Origin of the sequence: Streptomyces sp. NBC_01294 (assembly GCF_035917235.1) — a bacterium.
GTDB lineage: Bacteria > Actinomycetota > Actinomycetes > Streptomycetales > Streptomycetaceae > Streptomyces > Streptomyces caledonius.
Window position 1 is genome coordinate 3,920,716 of the sequence record NZ_CP108423.1, and the last position, 16,058, is coordinate 3,936,773.

Genomic DNA, 16,058 nt, shown 5'->3' on the forward strand with positions numbered 1-16,058 from the left:
GGGTTTCACGTGAAACATGAAGAGCCCGACTCTCCCGGAGAGGCCGGTGTGGCCGGCACGACCGGGGAGGTGGACGCGCCGTCCTCACTCGGCAGCCGCCGCCGCATCCTGATCTGGGTCGTCGCCGGCGCGGTCGTGCTCACCGGGGCCGGGGTTGTCGTCGCCACCACCATCCGCTCCCCCTCGCAGGTCGCCGCCGACGCCGCGCCGCCGCCCGCCTCCGTGCTCGCCGACCGGGTGGAACGGCGGGTGCTCACCTCGTCGGTGGTCGTGCGCGGCACCGTGACCGCCGAGCAGACCCTGACCGTCACGCCCGGCGCGGGCGCGGGGGCCGCGACGGGCGCGAAGCCCGTGGTCACCCGGGTCAGCAAGCAGCCCGGTACGGCCGTACAGGCCGGCGAGGTGCTCCTGGAGGTCTCGGGACGGCCCGTGTTCACGCTGGCCGGCGCGCTGCCCGTGTACAGGGACCTGAAGCCCGGCGCCACCGGCAAGGACGTGGGACAGCTTCAGCAGGGACTCACGGCACTGGGGCACCCCACCGGCGCGGACCCGGTCGGCACCTACGGCTCCGGGACGAAGGCGGCGGTCACCGCCTTCTACACCGCGCTCGGACACGCCCCGCGGCCCGCCGATCCGGCCGACGCGGAGAACGTACGGGCGGCCGAGGACGCGAGGGACACGGCCGAGCGGCAGGTCACCACGACGAAGAACGCCCTGAAGACGGCCAAGGAGGGTGGCGGCAACGTCTCGGAGGCCCAGCTGCAGCTCACCTTCGCCCAGCAGGACCTGGCCAAGGCCAAGTCCCGGCTGGACACGGCCCGGGCGTCGGCCGGCCCCATGGTCCCGGCCGACGAGCTGGTCTTCGTCAAGGGGTTCCCCGCGCGGGTGGACGCGGTGAAGGCATCGGTCGGCGAGCCCGTCCCGGAGTCCCTGCTGAGCATCTCGGCGGGCGCCCCGGTCATCCGGGCCTCCCTCCCGGCCCACCAGAAGGACCTCGTGAAACCGGGGATGAAGGTCCAGCTGCTGTCCGAGGCCACCGGCCTGAGCGCCGCCGCGACGGTCGAATCGGTGGCCGCCGACCCCACCCCGGCGGCGGCCGGGGCCGCTCCGACGGGCGGCGGCTCCGGCCAGGCCGCCCCGGACAGCCCGCAGAATCCCGGCGGGTACGCCCTGACGGTCAAACCCGACCAGGCCCTCGACCCCCAGCTCACCGGGCAGGGCGTACGGCTCACCGTGACCGCCGCCTCCTCGGGGGAGCCGGTGCTGATCGTGCCGCTGTCCGCCATCTCGGCGGGCGCGGACGGCCGGACCACCGTCACGGTGCTCGGCAAGGACCCGCAGGCCCAGGGGGACCGGCGCCGGGTCGAGGTGCGGGCCGGGATGTCCGCCGACGGGATGGTCCAGGTCGATCCGGTCGGCGGGGGCACGCTCGCCGACGGCGACCGGGTGCTGGTCGCCCAGGCGAAGCCATGACGGGCGCCGGCCTCCCCCCTGTCGTCCGCTTCGAGGGCGTCGGGCTCACCTACCCCGGACCTCCGCCCGTCCATGCCCTGCGGCCCTGCGAACTGACCGTGGAGCGCGGCGAGTACGTCACGGTCGTCGGCCCCTCCGGCTCCGGGAAGTCGACCTTCCTGAACGTTGCCGGGCTCATCGACGCCCCGACCGGCGGCCGGTACCTGCTCGACGGCATCGACACCGGCGCTCTGCGCGACCGCGACCGGACCGCCCTGCGCGGGCAGCGGATCGGCTTCGTGTTCCAGTCCTTCCACCTCCTGCCGCACCGCAGCGCCCTGGAGAACGTGCTCCTCGCCATGGTCTACAACGGCGTCCCGCGGTCGGAGCGCGCCGACCGGGCCCGTACCGCGCTCGACCGGGTCGGCCTCGGACACCGCACCGGCCACCTGCCGACCCGGATGTCCGGTGGTGAGCGCCAGCGCGTGGCGATCGCCCGCGCCCTGGTCGCCGAGCCGTCGCTGCTGCTGTGCGACGAGCCGACCGGCAACCTGGACACCGCCACGGCCGACTCCGTACTGGCCCTGCTGGACGAACTGCACGCCGACGGGCTGACCCTGCTGGTCATCACGCACGATCCGCGGGTGGCCGAGCGGGGCCGGCGGACCGTGTCGATCCGCGACGGGATGCTGGGCGAGGTCGTCCGCCGATGACAACAGTGAGGGGGAAACGGTGAGGTGGGGACGGAAGGACACCGAAACCGCGGCCGGCATCACGCCCTCCCGGTTCTCACCACGCGACCTGCTCGCCGAGGCACTCGCCGGAATGCTCCAGCGCCCCGCCCGCTCCGCCCTCACGGGCCTCGGCACGGTGCTGGGGGTGGGCACCTTCGTGGCGATCCTGGGCCTCACGGCCACCGCGTCCTCGCAGATCGACAGCCGGTTCAACGCCATGACGGCCACCGAGGTCGGGGTCGAGGACACGGCCGGCCGCGGCGATCCGCAACTCGCGCAACAGGTGCCGAACGCCTTCCCCGCCGACGCCGACGCCCGCGCGGGCGCCCTGAACGGGGTCACGGCCGCCGGGGTGTTCTGGCCGGTCCCGCTCGGCGGGAACACCGTACGGTCGGCCCCGGTGGCCGGGGCCACGGGCGAGCGGATCCCGGTGGTCGCCGCCTCCCCCGGAATGCTGCGCGCGGCCGGGCTGACCCTCGGCTCGGGACGGGGCTTCGACGACTTCCACGACGGGCGCGCCGAACAGGTGGCGGTGGTGGGCTCGGCAATGGCCGCCCGCCTGGGCATCACCACGCTGGAGAGCCGCCCGGCGGTGTTCATCGGAGACCACCCGTTCACCGTGGTCGGCATCGCCACCGGCGCCGACCGCAAAGCGGACCTGCTGCTGTCGGTGGTCGTGCCCCGGCGGACCGCCGAGAAGCTGTGGGGGCCGCCGGACAATTCCCAGCGGGCCCGGATGCTGGTGGTGACCGAGCTGGGCGCGGCCCGCCAGGTGGCCGGGGAGCTGCCGCCCGCCCTGCGCCCGGACCATCCCGACTGGCTGGCACCCGTACCGCCGCCCGATCCGCGGTCCCTGCGGTCAGGGGTCACCACCGACCTGGACCAGCTGTTCCTGCTGCTGGCGGCGATCTGCCTCGTCATAGGCGCGGTGGGGATCGCCAACACCACGCTGGTGGCGGTGCTGGAACGGACCGGGGAGATCGGCCTGCGCCGGGCGCTCGGTGCGCGCGGCCGGCACATCATGGTCCAGTTCCTGGCCGAGTCCGCGGCCCAGGGCGCGGTGGGCGGCCTGGTCGGCACCTCGCTCGGCACGCTCACCGTGGTCGCGGTGTCGGCCCTGCGCGACTGGACCCCGGTGATGTCGCCGGCCACCGTCGCCGTGGCGCCGCTGATCGGACTGGTCACCGGGGTCCTGGCAGGCCTCTATCCGGCGTGGCGGGCCTCGCGTACCGAACCGGCCGAGGCCCTGCGCCGCTAGCGCCGCTGGGCCCTGTCCTTCGCGTGTCCTAGGAGTGCTGTTCCGCCGACTTGGTCCGCTCCCGCGCGGTGGTCGGGATGGTGCCCAGCCGGCCCGCCTGGAAGTCGTCGAACGCCTGCTGCAGTTCGTGCTGGCTGTTCATGACGAACGGCCCGTAGTGCGCCATCGGCTCCCGGATGGGGCGCCCGCCGAGGAGCACGACCTCCAGGTCCGGGGCGTTGGAGTCCTGGGACTCGTCCGCCCGCACCGTGATCGAGCCGCCCTCGCCGAAGACGGCCGTCTGCCCGGTCCGCAGGGGCCTGCGGTCCTCGCCGACGGACCCGCGGCCGGCCAGGACGTACGCCAGCGCGTTGAAGTCCTTGCGCCACGGCAGGGTGATCTGCGCGCCCGGCGAGACGGTCGCGTGGATCATCGTGATCGGGGTGTGGGTGATGCCCGGACCCTCGTGGCCGTCCAGCTCGCCGGCGATCACACGGAGCAGGGAGCCGCCGTCCGGGGTGGTCAGCAGCTGGACCTGGCCGCCGCCGATGTCCTGGTAGCGCGGGGGCATCATCTTGTCGGAGGCAGGGAGGTTCACCCACAGCTGGAGGCCGTGGAAGAGCCCGCCGCTGACGACGAGGGACTCCGGCGGGGCCTCGATGTGCAGGAGGCCCGACCCGGCGGTCATCCACTGGGTGTCGCCGCCGTTGATGACTCCGCCGCCACCGTTGCTGTCCTGGTGGACGAAGGTTCCGTCGATCAGGTAGGTGACGGTCTCGAAGCCGCGGTGCGGGTGCCAGGGGGTGCCCTTGGGCTCGCCCGGCGCGTACTCCACCTCGCCCATCTGGTCCATCATGATGAACGGGTCGAGGTACTGGTAGTTGATGCCGGCGAACGCGCGGCGCACCGGGAATCCCTCACCCTCGAAGCCACCGGGCGCGGAGACGACGGCGAGCACCTTGCGGGGGACGGCCGCCTGCGGCTCGGCCACGCGCGGAAGCGTCAACGGGTTCTCAACAGTCACTGCGGGCATGGTCAGGACCTCCTTCTGCGTCGAGTTTAGTTGAAACTCGAACTTTCTGCCACACCTGCAGAACAGAGGAACCCCGGGGGAAATTTCCCCCGGGGCCCTGGGTGGTCCGACCTGCGGTTACGGCGAGAACGACGACCGAGGTCGCCGCTCTCCGCCGGACACCTGCGCGGGCGACACCGCCAGGACCCCCGTACCCGGCGCCATCACCCCCGCAGCACCGATACTCGGCAGCCCCGGCCACGGCCGCGATGGTTTCGGGCAGGACCGAAGGGTGCGTCAGCCGCCGCTGTGCAGCAGGTCCACGCCCAGGCCCGTCACCGAGTGCAGGACCGCCTTGCCGTCGCGCTCCGTGGTGATCAGCCCGGCCGCGCGCAGCGTCCGGGTGTGCTCGGAGACCGAGGGCAGGCTGATGTCGAGGTCCCGGGCCAGCTCCGAGGTCGTGCGCTGCTGCACCAGCAGCTGGAGCACGGCCGCCCGGGTCCGGCCCAGCAGCGCGTCCAGCGCCCCCTGCGCGGGGCCCGGCCCGACCAGCGGCAGCGGCGTCAGCGCCGGGTACAGCAGCAGGTACGCCCCGTCGGGGCCGTCCGGGCCCCGCGCGATCAGCGGGCGCCCCGTCCAGAACGACGAGGGCATCAGCAGCAGGCCGCGCCCGCCGAGCCGGACCTCGTAGTGCGGCGGCCGGTCGACCTCCAGGACGGTGCCCGACCAGGCGGCGCGCGGGTGCGTACTGGCCAGGCACGCCTTGATGCCGTGCGCGGCCAGCAGCCGGGTGCGCCAGGCCACGTCCGCCCGGAAGGACTGGCGGATCCTCGTCCAGTGCGGGGCCACGGCCACCTCGTGCCCGGCCCGGATCGCACCGCCCAGCCGGTCCCACGCCTCGCGGTCCTGCCCCCACAGCGCGCGCAGCCGGGACGCCGCGCCGGGGGCCCGGGCGACGGCCCGGCCCAGCTCGTCGGCGGTGAGGAGCGCACCCGCGTCCCGTACGGCGACGAGCCCCTCCTCCAGGGTGCGCGCGTACGGTTCGACGAACTCCGGGTTGTCGCCGTCCGGCAGCAGCAGGTCCAGCAACGGCCGGACCCGGGCCGGCAGCTCTTGGCCCAGGCGGCCGCGCCAGCGGCCGAAAACCGCCGGTTCGTCGGTGCGCTGCCAGGCGACCAGCGCCATGGCCAGCTCCACCAGCGGCAGCGGCTCGCTCGCGAACCTGACGTTGAGCAGGTCCTCTGCCGTGAAGTGCACCCTCAGCATCGCGCCCGCCCCCGCGCTCAGCCGGAGCGTCTAGCCGTACATGCGGCGCATGGCGAAGTCGACCATCTGCTCGACCGCCTTCGCGTCGAAGACCATCCGGTGGTCGCCCTCCATGTCGAGGACGAAGCCGTACCCGGTGGGCAGCAGGTCGATCACCTCCGCGCCGGTGATCACGAAGTACTTGGACTCCTTGCCGGCGTACCGGCGCAGCTCCTTGAGCGTGGTGAACATGGGGATGACCGGCTGCTGCGTGTTGTGCAGCGCCAGGAATCCGGGGGTCTCGCCGCGCGGGCAATAGACCTTCGAGGTCGCGAAGATCTGCTGGAAGTCCTCGGCGGACAGCGAGCCGGTGGTGAAGGCCCGTACCGCGTCCGCGAGGGAGGGCGGGGACGGCTCGGGGTACAGCGGCGGCGTCTGCTGCGCGTAGCCCTGCGGGGGCTGCTGCGCGTAGCCCTGCTGCTGGGCGCCCGGGTTCTGGTCGTAGCCGTACATGCGGCCCACCCTACCGAGTGGCCGAGGCCGTACCGGCGGGTACGGGCCACCGCTGCCCGGCGGTGGCCTCAGCCCGAGAGGTCCCCGGCCTTCAGAGCCCGTACGAACGGAACCCACGCGCCGGCCGCGACGATCACGACGGGCCCGTGCGGCCTCTTCGAGTCCCGGACGGGGACAACTCCGACCAAGCCGTCCGCGACCTCGACGCAGTTCCCTCCATCGCCGTTGCTGTAGCTGCTCTTACGCCAGACAGCAGTACGGAAGTCAGTGCCGTTGCTTGCCATTTCGGTAATCCTCAGCCGCATCCTTGATCCTGGCGAGGGACGCATCCGGCGGCAAGGCGGCGGCCCTGAGAAGATCGTATGCCTTGCGGTACTGCCTCACGAGGGCCGGATCGTCGATCGTCTGGCCGTGGTACGGCCCCTCCGTGTACATCAGCGGCGGTTCGTCATCGAACTCCATGAACAGGAGCGAGAGCTCCATGAAAGGCCGGGTGGGCGCGTTCCACAGCATGAGCTGTGGAACGATGCGGCTGCGATCCGCCAGGGCGGCGATCCGGTCTAGTTGTTCGGCCATCTCAGCCGGTCGGAGGATCGGTTCGCGAATCACGGACTCATGCAGGATGACCCAGTACTCCGGCTTCTTCGGGTCGTCGAAGAGCTTGGCCCGCCCCAGGCGCTGACTGATCTTCGCGTCGACCTCTTCCTTGAGGTCCAGGGAGTGCGTGGACCGGATGACCGCGCGCGCGTACGACTCGGTCTGGAGTAGACCGGGAACAAGCGCGCTGTTCCACTCCTCGATGGTTCGCGCCCGCGTCTCTGCCTCCGCGACCGGCGCGAAGTACTCCGCGTGCGCACCCTTCCGGGCTTTCCGAACGTCCTCGCAGCGCCGCTCGAAGAAGCCGTCCGTCCGCAGCACCTGATCCACGTGCCGGGCCAGATCCACCGGCATCCGGCGCTGAGCGCGCTCGATCTCGCTCAGGTAGCTGACCCCGTAGAAGCTGCCTTCCACCGCCTGCTGAAGCGTGAGGCCTGCCACCTCCCGCCTCCAGCGCAGTTCCGTGCCATAGAAGGCCGGAACACTCTCGGAGCCGTCAATGTCCTTACTCGCGGCCACAACCGCCCGCCTTCCACACCTCGCACTGTGGAGCCCGAAACCCTTCCCACGGTATGCCGACCCACGCCAGTCTGTGAGGACTTCGTCACACTCCGCACAGGAACGGTAGGCGCCCCCATGAGCGACCACCCCAACGACCGCAAGGCCATCGAGGCCCTCGACGCGCTGCGCGCCGCCCTCTCGGCGCACGGGATCACCCTGCCCTCGATGGACCTCCAGCTCCTCTCCTACGCAGGGCGGTACGACTCCCCGCCCCTCATCACCCTCGGCAACTGCAACGCCGCCACGGCCCAGAAGCTCGCCGTCGCCCTGGCCGGCGGCCGGTGAACGCCCTCACCATCCGGCTGCTCGCCGTCCCCAAGGCCGTCCCCCTCGCCCGCCACGCCGTGCGCGAGCACCTCGGGGACGCCGAAGCCTGCCCCGACGCCGAGCTCTGCGTCAGCGAGCTGCTGGCCAACGTGATCACCCACCTCGGCGAGGGCACCGCCGTCACCCTGCGCGTCACCGGGACCGGAAGGGCAGCCCGTACGCGGGTCGAGCTCACCGATCCCGATCCGCGCGCGTGGCCCGTACTGCGGCAGGCGGGCGGAACCGAAGAGTCCGGGCGCGGCCTCGCCCTGCTCGACGCCGTGGCCCTGCGATGGGGGGTCACGCAGGGCCCGGACGGCAAGACGGTCTGGTGCGAGCTTTGACCCTGGTCACAGTCGGCTCGGAAGGGTTGCCGTTATTACCGGCGGGTAGCATCATGTTGTTACCGATTGGTATGTACGAGGAACCTGTCTCCCCGAGCCTTAACGGAGCCGTCGCCATGGGGCACTACAAGTCGAATCTCCGCGACATCGAGTTCAACCTCTTCGAGGTGCTCGGCCGCGACAAGCAGTACGGCACCGGTCCGTTCGAGGAGATGGACACCGAGACCGCCAAGAGCGTCCTGTCCGAGCTGGCCCGCCTCGCCGAGAACGAGCTGGCCGCCTCCTTCGAGGACGCCGACCGCAACCCGCCGGTCTTCGACCCGGCCACCAACACCGCGCCCGTCCCGGCCTCCTTCAAGAAGAGCTACGAAGCCTTCATGGACTCCGAGTACTGGCGCCTGGGCCTGCCCGAGGAGATCGGCGGCACCACCTCGCCCCGCTCCCTCATCTGGGCCTACGCGGAGCTCCTGCTCGGCTCGAACCCGGCCATCTGGATGTACTCCTCCGGCCCGGCGTTCGCCGGCATCCTCCACGAAGAGGGCAACGAGGCGCAGAAGAAGGTCGCGCAGATAGCCGTCGAGAAGCGCTGGGGCTCCACCATGGTCCTCACCGAGCCGGACGCCGGCTCGGACGTCGGCGCCGGCCGCACCAAGGCGATCCAGCAGGCGGACGGCTCCTGGCACATCGAGGGCGTGAAGCGCTTCATCACGTCCGGTGAGCACGACATGGAGGAGAACATCCTCCACTACGTCCTCGCCCGCCCCGAGGGCCACGGCCCCGGCACCAAGGGCCTGTCCCTCTTCCTCGTCCCGAAGTTCCACTTCGACTGGGAGACCGGCGAGCTGGGCGAGCGCAACGGCGTCTACGCCACGAACGTCGAGCACAAGATGGGCCTCAAGGCCTCCAACACGTGCGAGATGACCTTCGGCGACCAGCACCCCGCCAAGGGCTGGCTGATCGGTGACAAGCACGACGGCATCCGCCAGATGTTCATGATCATCGAGTTCGCCCGCATGATGGTCGGCACGAAGGCCATCGCCACCCTCTCCACCGGCTACCTCAACGCGCTGGAGTACGCCAAGGAGCGCGTGCAGGGCCCGGACCTGGCGAACTTCATGGACAAGACCGCGCCCAAGGTCACCATCACGCACCACCCCGACGTGCGCCGCTCGCTCATGACGCAGAAGGCGTACGCCGAGGGCATGCGCGCCCTCGTCCTGCACACCGCCAGCGTCCAGGACGAGATCCAGGTCAAGCAGGCCGCGGGCCAGGACGCCTCCGCCGAGATCGGCCTGAACGACCTGCTCCTGCCGATCGTCAAGGGCTACGGCTCGGAGAAGTCCTACGAGCAGCTCGCGCAGTCCCTGCAGACCTTCGGCGGCTCCGGGTACCTGCAGGAGTACCCGATCGAGCAGTACATCCGCGACGCCAAGATCGACACCCTCTACGAGGGCACCACGGCCATCCAGGGCCAGGACTTCTTCTTCCGGAAGATCGTCCGCGACCAGGGCGCCTCGCTGAACATCCTCTCCGAGACGATCAAGAAGTTCCTGGCCGAGGCCGTCGGCGGCGAGGAGCTGGCCGGCGCCCGCGACGCGCTCGCCAAGGCCGCCGTCGACCTGGAGGCCATCGTCGGCCAGATGATCGTCGACCTCACCGCCACCGGCGAGGACGTCAAGAACATCTACAAGGTCGGCCAGAACACCACCCGCCTGCTGATGGCCTCCGGTGACGTGGTCGTCGGATACCTGCTGCTCAAGGGCGCCGCCGTGGCCGCCGAGAAGCTGGGAGGCGCCTCCGCGAAGGACGTCCCCTTCTACACCGGCAAGATCGCCGCCGCGAAGTTCTTCGCGGCCGAGATCCTCCCGGGCGTCTCGGTCCAGCGCGCGCTGGCCGAGGCCGTCGACAACTCCCTCATGGAGCTCGACGAGGCCGCCTTCTAGGCTGCGCCCGCCCGCCCCGCCCGTCACACGCACGCGGTGCACGCACAGTGGCCGGGACCCCTCCGGGGGCCCCGGCCACCGGCCTGTGCGACGGGCGCGTTCCCGTCTTGTCGGTGGTTCGTGGGACGCTCGTAGGCATGAGTCCACAGGAGCAGCAGCACAGCAGGGGGTATTCCGTCCCCACCGGGCGGCCGTACGCCCTCAAGGAGCTGCAGGCCACCCTGGGCAGCCTCGGCGACCACCTCCGGGAGCTGTACGACGGCGCCCACCCCGCCGAGTACGACGGCGTGGCCGACGCGCTCTACATCGCCTTCCAGACCGCCGCCGGCCTCGCCCCCGCCAAGAGCTACACCGGCTGCGCCGAGCACCCCAACGGCGCCCTCGACCCCGAGGCCCCCGAGGGCTGGGGCCGCTGCCTCATCTGCAACGACCGGCGCCGCCTCGGCCTGCGCTCCCAGGGCGCCCGGGCCGCCGCCGCGGCCCCCGCCGGGGAACAGCGCCGGCTGGGCTATCCCGTCCCGGAGCCCCCGTACACCCTCCAGGCCCTGCGCGACTGCCTGCGCACGGTCGAGGACCGCCGCTTCCACCTCTCGCTGTCCTCACCCCCCGACCACTTCGTGCAGATGGCCGACGACCTGCACCGCGCCTTCATCGTCGCCCGCGAGCTGTCCCGGCCGCGGAACGCCTCGGGCTGCTCCGAGCACCCCGGCGCTCCCATCGACCCCGACGCGCCCCCCGGCGAGGCCTGTATCTTCTGCGCCGGACGCAAGAGACGCGCGCAGCGCTCCCCGCAGACCCCGGAGATGCTCCCGCGCATCCGCCGGGGCGAGCGCAGGCAGTTGCAGCGCCGATTCGAGCGCCCGCCGGGCTGAAAACCGACGGGACCGCAGATCACCCACCGTGCGGCCTCGACCTCCGGCCATCCCTCGCAGTCCGGCCATGACGAACACGACCGTCGTTAAGGTGAACCACATGAGCTCTCCCGCCCGCTTCGACCGCGGCCACACCGACGATCTGATGACCTTTTTGACGGCCAGTCCGTCGCCGTACCACGCCGTGGCCAACGCGGCGGAGCGGCTGGAGAAGGCAGGCTTCAGGCAGGTGTCGGAAACGGACGCCTGGGATGCGGGCACCGGGGGCAGGTTCGTGCTCCGCGGCGGTGCGCTCATCGCCTGGTACGTCCCCGAAGGCGCGGTCGCGCACACCCCGTTCCGGATCGTCGGCGCGCACACCGACTCGCCCAACCTGCGGGTCAAGCCGCTGCCGGACACGGGCTCGCAGGGCTGGCGGCAGATCGCCGTCGAGATCTACGGCGGCACCCTGCTCAACACCTGGCTCGACCGCGACCTGGGCCTGGCCGGGCGGTTGACCCTGCGCGACGGCAGTGAGCGCCTGGTGAACGTGGACCGCGCGCTGCTGCGCGTGCCCCAACTGGCCGTGCACCTGGACCGGTCGGTGAACACCGACGGCCTCAAGCTCGACAAGCAGCGGCACATGCAGCCGATCTGGGGTCTGGGCGACGTGCAGGAGGGCGACCTGATCGCGTTCCTGGAGGAGGAAGAGGGCCTGGACCAGGGCTCGGTGGCCGGCTGGGACCTGATGGTCCACTCCATCGAGCCGCCCTCGTACCTGGGCCGCGACCGCGAGCTGGTGGCCGGCCCGCGGATGGACAACCTGCTGTCGGTGCACGCGGGGATCGCCGCGCTGGTGGCGGTGTCCGCCGCCGGGAAGCTCGACCACATCCCCGTACTGGCCGCCTTCGACCACGAGGAGAACGGCTCGCAGTCGGACACGGGCGCGGACGGCCCGCTGCTGGGGAACGTGCTGGAACGTTCAGTCTTCGCACGCGGGGGCACGTACGAGGACCGTGCGCGGGCCTTCGCCGGCACCATCTGCCTGTCCTCGGACACCGGGCACGCCGTCCACCCCAACTACGCGGAGCGGCACGACCCTTCGCACCACCCGCGGGTCAACGGCGGCCCGATCCTGAAGGTCAACGTCAACCAGCGGTACGCGACGGACGGCAGCGGGCGCGCGGTGTTCGCGAGCGCGTGCGAGCGGGCCGGCGTGCCGTGGCAGACCTTCGTCTCCAACAACTCGATGCCGTGCGGCACCACGATCGGCCCGATCACGGCCGCCCGCCACGGCATTCAGACCGTGGACATCGGCGTCGCGATCCTCTCGATGCACAGCGCGCGCGAACTGTGCGGCGCGGACGACCCGTTCCTGCTGGCGAACTCCCTGGTGGCCTTCCTGGAGGGCTGAGCCGTCACGGCTGCCGCGCGGCAGCCGTGACGGTGGTTGTGGCCGTGGTTGTGGCCGTGGTTGTGGCCGTGGTTGTGGCCGTGGTTGTGGGTGTTACCCCTCGTCGTCCATCCCGGCGAGGACGAGGGGCAGCCGGGAGGCGCCGTCGGCGGTGACGCGGACGGGCACGCCCCAGTCCTGCTGGTGGACGTGGCAGGCCGGGTACTCGTTGGACGGGTCGTCGTCGCAGGACGCCGCCATCGCGGAGACGTGCAGCACGCCCTCGGTGACGTCCGGGTTCAGCGCCAGCTCCCGGAACAGGTCGGTCCCGGCGCCCTCGCCCGTCGCCAGCAGCTCGGGCGGGGTCGAGGAGACCAGCAGGCGGGTCGACGGACCGTAGCGGGTGTCCAGCTTCTGGCCGGTCGGCGCCTGGAAGACCACGTCGAGGCGGAGCGTGCCGGGCGCCACGTCGGTGGCGGCCCGCTGCGTACGGTGGGCGACCGCGGCCACCCGTACCGCCTCCTCCGGGAGCCGCAGCCGGGTCAGCCGGTGCCGGGCGGACTCGACGACCACGATGTCGTCGCCGACCAGCACGGCGTCGCTGGGCTCGCGCAGATCCGTGGCCAGGGTCGAGACCTGCCCGGTGGCCGGGTCGTAGCGGCGCAGGGCGTGGTTGTACGTGTCGCTCACCGCGACCGAGCCGTCGGGCAGCGCGGTCACGCCGAGCGGGTGCTGGAGCAGGGCCTGGCCCGCGTCCCCGTCCCGGTGCCCGAAGTCGAACAGTCCGGTCCCGACGGCGGACGTGACGACGTAGCCGTCGGGGGTGTCCTGCACGTAGCGGAGGGCGCTGGTCTCGGAGTCGGCGATCCACAGCCGGTCCCCGGCCGCCGCGAGCCCCGAGGGCTGGGCGAACCAGGCTTCGGCGGCGGGCCCGTCGTGCAGCCCCTCGTTGGTGGTGCCGGCCGCGACCTCGACGGTTCCGTCCGCCGGATCCCACGTCCACAGCTGGTGCACACCGGCCATGGCGATCCACACCTTGCCCTGCCACCAGGCCACGTCCCACGGCGACGACAGGTCCACCTCCAGCGCGGGCCCGGAGGTCGGCGACCCCTGCCACCACTGCCGCCCGGTCCCGGCGACGGTCTCCACCGTCCCGGTGGCCGGGTCGTAGGTGCGCAGCGCGTGGTTGACGGTGTCGGCGACGACCACCCGGCCGTCGGGCAGCAGCGCCAGCCCCTGCGGCTCGCTGAAGCTGTCCCCGGTGAAACCGCGGATTCCGCTCCCGATGCGCCGTACGACGCTCTCCCCGTCCTCGTTCAGCTCGACGAGCTGGTGCCGGGTGGTGTCCGACACGAGCAGGTTCCCGCTCGGCAGCAGCAGCGCCTTCCCGGGGAACCGCAGGTCGGTCGCGACCGGCTCGGGCGGCACGTACGGCCCGTCCCCGCGCCGCAGCGTCCCCTTGGCCTCGTGCTCGGCCCCCAGCTCCTCCACCAGCCGCGCGATGGCGTGGGCGTGCCCCTCGCCGGCGTGCTGGGCGACGATGTACCCCTCGGGGTCGATCACGACGAGCGTGGGCCAGGCCCGTACGGCGTACTGCTTCCAGGTCGCGAGCTCGGGATCGTCCAGCACGGGGTGGTGCACCTCGTACCGCTCGACGGCATCGACGACGGCGGAGTGCTCGGCCTCGTGCACGAACTTCGGCGAGTGCACACCGATCATGACGACGGTGTCGCGGTGCTTCTCCTCCAGCTCGCGCAGCTCGTCGAGGACGTGCAAGCAGTTAATACAGCAAAACGTCCAAAAATCGACAATAACGCACTTACCTCGCAGGCTGGCGAGGGTGAGCTCTTTGCCTCCGGTGTTCAGCCAGCCACCCTTGCCGATCAGCTCGGGGGCACGGACACGGGCACGTCGGGGCGCGGGCGCGGGGGTGTGCGCCGGGGCGACATCGTTCATGCTTCAAGCTTGCCACTCGCGCATGGACGCCGGATCACAGGTCCATGTGCACCCGCAAGGGGGACGACGAGCGGACGGCACACGTGGGAGCCTGACCGTAGGCAGCGAAGGAGTCGTCCGCAATGACCACCGCGCACGAGTACGGCGAGGGCATCGATCCCGAGCACGCCCTCAAGTACGCCATCCAGCACCACAGCGGGGACCGCACTGAGATCGTCGAAGGGGTCATCGCCACCGTGACACCAAACTGGGATCACGAGCGGACTGCCAAGCTCGTGCGGCGCCAGATCGAAGCCCGGGTGGACGAGCTCGGCTGTGTGGAAGGCTCGGGCAACCTCGATCTGCCGGGATCGTCCAACTGGTACGTGCCCGACATCGCAGTCGTCCCCGAGGAACTCACGTACGGCGGAGGGGCACTCGTACCCGACCAGACGCTGCTGGTCGTCGAGGTGACCTCCGAGTCGAACGCCGAGACCGACCGCGTCGTCAAGCGCAAGCGGTACGCCGAGTACGGGGCGCCGCTGTATCTGCTGGTCGACCGGATGGAGAAGACCGTCACGCTGTTCGCCGGGCCCGGGCGGCTTGGATACACCAAGGTGGACGGGCCGCATCCCTTCGGGACGGCGGTGCGGTTGCCCGAGCCGTTCGGGATCGAGCTCGACACCAGCAGGTTCTAGATCGCCGGTAGCCGGGAGCCGGTAGCGTGCGTGTACGTGACAGCCACTACGCCGCCGAGCGGGCGGATATTCGATGCCGTGAACGCCACTGCCGTGCGGAGCGCGGACCGGTTGCGCGAGCTGTACGGCGAGCCCGGTGAGGCGGCCCGGCGCAAGAGCGTGGACCGGATCCACGATGTCGCCCGCGCCGTCATCGGGCGGTCGTCGCTGGTGTTCATCGCCAGCGCCGGCGCCGACGGGCACTGCGATGTGACACCCCGCGGCGGTCCGCCCGGATTCGTCGCCGTCCTGGACGAGTTCACCCTCGCCGTTCCCGACGCCACCGGCAACAAGCGGCTCGACACCTGCCACAACATCGTGGAGACGGGCCGCGCCGGGCTGATCTTCGTCATCCCCGGCCGGGCCACCACCCTGCGCGTGAACGGCAGGGCCTGCGTCTCCGACGATCCGCGCCTGCTGGAGCAGTTGACCTCCGTCGGCAAGGCTCCGCGCAGCGCGATCGTGGTGGGCGTCGAGGAGGCCTATCAGCACTGTCCGAAGGCGTTGCTGCGCGGCAGCGCGTGGAAGCCCGGGCAGTGGCTCGACGAGGACGCCGCCCCGAGCTCCGCCGAGGTCACGCTCTCCCACCTGGACCTCCCCGGTCTGACGATCGAGGAGATCCGGCAGCAGGAGCGCGAGTCGCTGCTGTACCGCTACGAGTAGTCGAAAAGGGCGCTCAGGCGGGGCAGGCGGGTCGTGACCTGCTCCTCGTCGTCGAAGTCGAAGTCCCAGGACGGGTCCAGGGGCGGGTAGCCGATGGTGAAGGAGTCCGCCGGGAGTTCGCGGCCGGTGGCCGTCTCGTAGGCCGTCCAGACGATCGAGAGGGCCTCCTCGTCCCACAGCTCCAGGCCCTCCGCCGCGGCCTCGCGGACCGCCGGGTGGGCCGCCAGGGAGTCCGGGTCGGCCAGGGCCGCGTCGAAGGTCGCCCGGCCCTGGGTGAGGAGCCAGCCGCGGAAGTAGTCGAAGCCGTCGTCCGAGCAGCCGCCGTTGATCACGTAGGCCGCGGCCCAGAGCGGGCTGCGGTAGGACTCCGCCAGCAGGTCCCACAGCACCTGCTGGGCCGCGGCTATCTCCGCTTCCGGGAAACCCGCCAGGAGTTCCGCCGCGCGCGGGGCCACCTCGTGCGCCGCCGCGTCCGCGCGGGCCGTCTCGATCAGCTGCCAGAACGTCTGCTTGTCCATGGGGAAAGCCTGGCAGC

General features: G+C 71.6%; 17 protein-coding genes. 10 read left to right on the top strand and 7 right to left on the bottom strand.

Going from position 1 to position 16,058, the window contains the following annotated elements; translation table 11 throughout:
- Positions 1-9: 9 nt before the first annotated feature.
- From OG534_RS17695 to OG534_RS17705, 3 genes are read left to right on the top strand one after another with little or no spacing between them, the layout of a single operon-like run.
- A complete protein-coding gene (locus tag OG534_RS17695) occupies positions 10-1,473 on the top strand; it encodes a peptidoglycan-binding protein (RefSeq protein ID WP_326589019.1) in 1,464 nt (487 codons plus the stop codon).
- The gene (locus tag OG534_RS17700) at positions 1,470-2,165 is read left to right on the top strand and encodes an ABC transporter ATP-binding protein (protein WP_326589020.1); all 696 of its coding nucleotides are present in this window, start codon (positions 1,470-1,472) and stop codon (positions 2,163-2,165) included. The genes OG534_RS17695 and OG534_RS17700 overlap by 4 nt, the downstream gene beginning before the upstream one ends.
- Before the next feature lie 19 nt (positions 2,166-2,184).
- The gene (locus OG534_RS17705) at positions 2,185-3,444 is read left to right on the top strand and encodes an ABC transporter permease (RefSeq protein WP_326589021.1); all 1,260 of its coding nucleotides are present in this window, start codon (positions 2,185-2,187) and stop codon (positions 3,442-3,444) included.
- A 28-nt stretch (positions 3,445-3,472) separates the two neighbouring features.
- On the opposite strand, the gene OG534_RS17710 is transcribed toward OG534_RS17705, so the two are convergent.
- The 5 genes from OG534_RS17710 to OG534_RS17730 form a co-directional block, all read right to left on the bottom strand.
- Positions 3,473-4,456 carry a pirin family protein gene (locus OG534_RS17710; protein WP_326589022.1) on the bottom strand — a complete coding sequence of 328 codons (984 nt, stop codon included), beginning with the start codon at positions 4,454-4,456 and terminating at the stop codon, positions 3,473-3,475.
- Between the two features lie 276 nt (positions 4,457-4,732).
- Complete coding sequence (locus OG534_RS17715; protein ID WP_326589023.1) at positions 4,733-5,692, bottom strand: helix-turn-helix domain-containing protein; 960 nt, start codon at positions 5,690-5,692, stop codon at positions 4,733-4,735.
- A 39-nt stretch (positions 5,693-5,731) separates the two neighbouring features.
- Positions 5,732-6,193 (bottom strand): SseB family protein, encoded by a 462-nt coding sequence (locus OG534_RS17720; RefSeq protein ID WP_326589024.1) that lies wholly within the window; start codon positions 6,191-6,193, stop codon positions 5,732-5,734.
- Positions 6,194-6,261: 68 nt separating this feature from the next.
- Entirely contained in the window at positions 6,262-6,477 is a 216-nt protein-coding gene (locus tag OG534_RS17725) for a DUF397 domain-containing protein (RefSeq protein WP_326589025.1), read from the bottom strand.
- Entirely contained in the window at positions 6,458-7,309 is an 852-nt protein-coding gene (locus OG534_RS17730; protein ID WP_326589026.1) for a helix-turn-helix domain-containing protein, read from the bottom strand. The genes OG534_RS17725 and OG534_RS17730 overlap by 20 nt, the downstream gene beginning before the upstream one ends.
- Before the next feature lie 117 nt (positions 7,310-7,426).
- On the opposite strand from OG534_RS17730, the gene OG534_RS17735 reads away from it, so the two are divergent.
- From OG534_RS17735 to OG534_RS17755, 5 genes are all read left to right on the top strand, one after another.
- Positions 7,427-7,636 carry a hypothetical protein gene (locus OG534_RS17735; RefSeq protein ID WP_326589027.1) on the top strand — a complete coding sequence of 70 codons (210 nt, stop codon included), beginning with the start codon at positions 7,427-7,429 and terminating at the stop codon, positions 7,634-7,636.
- Entirely contained in the window at positions 7,633-8,001 is a 369-nt protein-coding gene (locus OG534_RS17740; protein WP_326589028.1) for an ATP-binding protein, read from the top strand. The genes OG534_RS17735 and OG534_RS17740 overlap by 4 nt, the downstream gene beginning before the upstream one ends.
- A 116-nt stretch (positions 8,002-8,117) precedes the next feature.
- The gene (locus OG534_RS17745) at positions 8,118-9,944 is read left to right on the top strand and encodes an acyl-CoA dehydrogenase (protein ID WP_326589029.1); all 1,827 of its coding nucleotides are present in this window, start codon (positions 8,118-8,120) and stop codon (positions 9,942-9,944) included.
- Between the two features lie 137 nt (positions 9,945-10,081).
- Positions 10,082-10,816: a hypothetical protein gene (locus tag OG534_RS17750; RefSeq protein WP_326589030.1), complete on the top strand. Its 735-nt coding sequence runs from the start codon at positions 10,082-10,084 to the stop codon at positions 10,814-10,816.
- 100 nt (positions 10,817-10,916) lie between these two features.
- Complete coding sequence (locus OG534_RS17755) at positions 10,917-12,209, top strand: M18 family aminopeptidase (RefSeq protein WP_326589031.1); 1,293 nt, start codon at positions 10,917-10,919, stop codon at positions 12,207-12,209.
- Between the two features lie 93 nt (positions 12,210-12,302).
- On the opposite strand, the gene OG534_RS17760 is transcribed toward OG534_RS17755, so the two are convergent.
- On the bottom strand, positions 12,303-14,144 hold the full coding sequence (locus OG534_RS17760) for an NHL domain-containing thioredoxin family protein (RefSeq protein WP_326589032.1): 1,842 nt from the start codon (positions 14,142-14,144) through the stop codon (positions 12,303-12,305).
- 122 nt (positions 14,145-14,266) lie between these two features.
- Here OG534_RS17760 and OG534_RS17765 point away from each other — a divergent pair, with 122 nt between their 5' ends.
- Positions 14,267-14,821 (top strand): Uma2 family endonuclease, encoded by a 555-nt coding sequence (locus OG534_RS17765; protein ID WP_326589033.1) that lies wholly within the window; start codon positions 14,267-14,269, stop codon positions 14,819-14,821.
- A 36-nt stretch (positions 14,822-14,857) separates the two neighbouring features.
- Entirely contained in the window at positions 14,858-15,523 is a 666-nt protein-coding gene (locus OG534_RS17770; RefSeq protein ID WP_442807102.1) for an MSMEG_1061 family FMN-dependent PPOX-type flavoprotein, read from the top strand.
- Here OG534_RS17770 and OG534_RS17775 read toward each other — a convergent pair.
- Positions 15,514-16,041, bottom strand: a complete 528-nt coding sequence (locus OG534_RS17775; protein WP_326589035.1) for a DUF4240 domain-containing protein — start codon at positions 16,039-16,041, stop codon at positions 15,514-15,516. The genes OG534_RS17770 and OG534_RS17775 overlap by 10 nt on opposite strands.
- Positions 16,042-16,058 lie beyond the last annotated feature (17 nt).